We start from the raw sequence: 2,926 nt of genomic DNA, 5'->3' as shown, positions 1-2,926 counted from the left end.
GCGGCCGCGGCCTCGGCGACCTCCGCGAGCGCGCCCAGCAGATCGGCACCGCCGTCGGCCCACGCCTCCGTTGCCGCCGCGGCCCCGCCCCCGGACCGCCCCCGCGCGGTCGGCGCGGCCTCAGCGAGGATCATCCGATATGGAGCGTCGAGGAGTTCGCCGTACAGATCCCCCGCGACAGCCCGGGCATGGTCGGGCTCCCCGGCCAGCAGCATCCGCAGCACGGCCACCCCGATCCGCTGCTCAGCGGCATACAACGACCGCGACCGCTCAGTCGTGAGCGTCAGCAGAGCGATCGCGGAGTGAACGGCGTACCGCTCGGCGGTACCCAGCGCCGCGGCGGTACCCACGGCCAGCGCGGCCCGGGCCCGCCGTCCGGTCCCGAGGGAATGCAGTTCGACACGATCCTCACCGCCACCGTCCGCGCCACCCGCAACGCCACCGCCACCGTCGCTGTCGCCGCCGTCCTCGTCATCGGCCTCCACCTGCCCCCCGACCACGGAGCTCGCCGGCGCGGCCCGCTCCCACAGCCGCTCCACATCGGCGGTGAGCCGCGCGGCCCGCCGCCCGGCCCACTCGGGCGCCGCCGCGACGACGGCACCGGATGCGTCGTACAGGGCGGACCACCCGTCGACCTGCGAAGCGAGGGCGGTGAGCACCCCCTCGGGCCCGGCACTCAGCGCCTGTTTGGTCAGCTCGCGCTGCGCGGCGAAGCCCGCGGTCACGGCCCGGTACTGATCGGCGGCGATGGCGGCGGAGACGGCCTTGCTGATGGCCAGGAAGGGGGTGCGCCGCGGCACTTCGAGGAGCGGCAGCCCCTCCTTCTCCGCGGCGTCGACCAGCGCTTTCGGGACGTCCTCGTAATGCACTCCGACGGCGAACCCGAGCCCGACGACCCCCGCCCCCACCAGCCGCTTCACATAGCGCCGCATGGCGTCCGGATTCTCCACGTCCAGCTTCGGCGCGGTGATCAGGAGCAGCTCGCCGCCCTCCATGTACGGCACGGGGTCGGCGAGTTCGCTGGCGTGGGCCCAACGGACGGGCACATCCAGACGTTCCTCGCCCGCGCGCACGGTGAGTTTGAGCGCCGAGTGCTGGACGAGCGAGGCGAGCGTGGGGGGCATGAGGCCTTCAGGTCTTTCCTGGCCAGGTCTTCCGGGTCTTCACGGAAGTGGCGGGAGTGGCGGAGGGTGCGATCTTTTAGCCGTCACGTATGAACGACCTGTGTAGATTCTGCCTCACTGTACGGTGAACGCGTCACCTTATGTACAGATGTCCTGCTCACCTCGGAAAAGCCACTCATCCCCGAAGATCCACCAACAACGGCGGCGCGTGCTCCCCCCGCACACTGGTGAGCGACAGCACCGCATGCCCCGGCGGCACCGCATGCGCCAGCTCGGACGCGGACCACCGCTCGCGCTCGACCTGCCGCACGGTGACGGCGCGGGCGGTGGGCGCGCGCCCCGTGATCACTCGCCGCAGGGCGTGCACGGTCTTGCCGAGCGGAGTCTCGGCGATGATCTGCCGGTCGGTGACGTCCCGCGCCTCGGTCCACTCCTTGCCCCACACCTCGGCGAAGTCCTGGCCGTCCCAGGGGGTGAGCCCGGACAGCGCCATCCGGCACCCGATCGCCCCCAGCAACGGCGTCCGCAGCGGCCGCGGCACGTCGTCGAGCGTACGGAGCGTCAGAACGGCACCGGCGTTGGCGGACCGCAGCCGCTGAATCCCCCGTACCGCCTCGGGAGTCACCACGCCCGTCGCGTCGTCCAGCACCAGACACGCGAACAACGACCGGTCCTCCCGTACCGCCACACTCGCCGTGAACTGCGCGAGTACCAGCCGTGCCAGGATCCGCGAGGCATCGGCGTGCCCGCGCTCGGGCAGATCGATGCGTACCCGCACCGGATGGTCGAGGGCGCGCAGCGAGAAGGGCCTGGACTGCCCGGACGTGTCGAAGAACGCGGCGAAGGCGGGCCGGTCCAGCAGGGCGACCCGGTCCGCGAGGACGCCCCCCAGGTCTCCCGGATGCCCCGACTGCCGTTCCCGCGCGTCGAGTTCGCGCAGCAGCGAGTCCTGCCCGGCCTCCGTGAGCGCCTTGCGCAGGGCGCCGAGCGGGCCGGGTGCGCCGTCGAGCAGCTGCCGCAGCTCGGGTACGGACGGGAAGCGCCCGTGGACCGCGCGGTACGGCCCGAGCAGCTGGGCGAGCACGGTGGTGGACCGGCGGCTGTCCCCGCCGGGATGCGGATCGGTGAGGTCGCCGACCAGCGCCTCGGCGAGGACGGCCGCCGCCTCGTCGGGGTCGGTGGTCCCGCCGTACAGATCGAGGTCGTACACGGACTCGGAGTTCCCGACCCGCACGACGACGTCGTACGCGTCCACCGGCCCCAGGCCCGCGCCCGCGGCCCCCACCACGACCACGGCGGCCCGCCCGGCGAGCGCGTGCAGGCACAGCGACTCGGCGAGCGGCCAGACCACCGCGCCGGTCTTGCCGGATCCTGCGGGGCCGACGGCGAGCAGCGAAGTGCCGAGGAGATCGGGGCCGAGGCCGAGTCCGGTGCCGCGGTAGGCGTACGGATTGCGGCGGTCGTCGGCGGTCGCGCCGAGCCGGACCTGCCCGGTGACGAGGTCGTGCTGGGCGAGGCGGCCGGGAAGATCACGATCGCCGGAGGGGTGCAGACAGGCGGCGGCCCCGTCCTTCAGCACGGCGCCCGTGAAGGTGGCGAGGCTGTGCCGCCCGCTGCGTACCCCCTGCCAGGCGCGGGCGATGCGCGCCTGGTCGACGTCGCGCATGAGCCCGGAGCGGGCCTCGGCGGCGAGCCGGTCGGCGGCGTCCGTGGCTCCGGCGGCCCGCAGCTGGGGCCACTGGGCGGGGTCCTCCTCGGGCGTGGGCGGCCGCTCGGTCGTGGGCGCGGCCCGGCGCCAGGCG

At 74.0% G+C, this 2,926-nt stretch carries 2 protein-coding genes; both read right to left on the bottom strand.

The window, feature by feature from the left end; genetic code table 11:
* The coding region (locus FE633_RS46800; protein WP_171060416.1) for a PucR family transcriptional regulator ligand-binding domain-containing protein at positions 1-1,124 on the bottom strand (1,124 nt) is incomplete at its 3' end.
* 175 nt (positions 1,125-1,299) lie between these two features.
* On the bottom strand, positions 1,300-2,926 hold a 1,627-nt coding region (locus FE633_RS46795; protein WP_138051243.1), incomplete at its 5' end, for an ATP-binding protein.

This window comes from Streptomyces montanus, from assembly GCF_005786655.1.
GTDB lineage: Bacteria > Actinomycetota > Actinomycetes > Streptomycetales > Streptomycetaceae > Streptomyces > Streptomyces sporangiiformans.
This window is presented reverse-complemented; position numbering and strand designations above follow the sequence as displayed.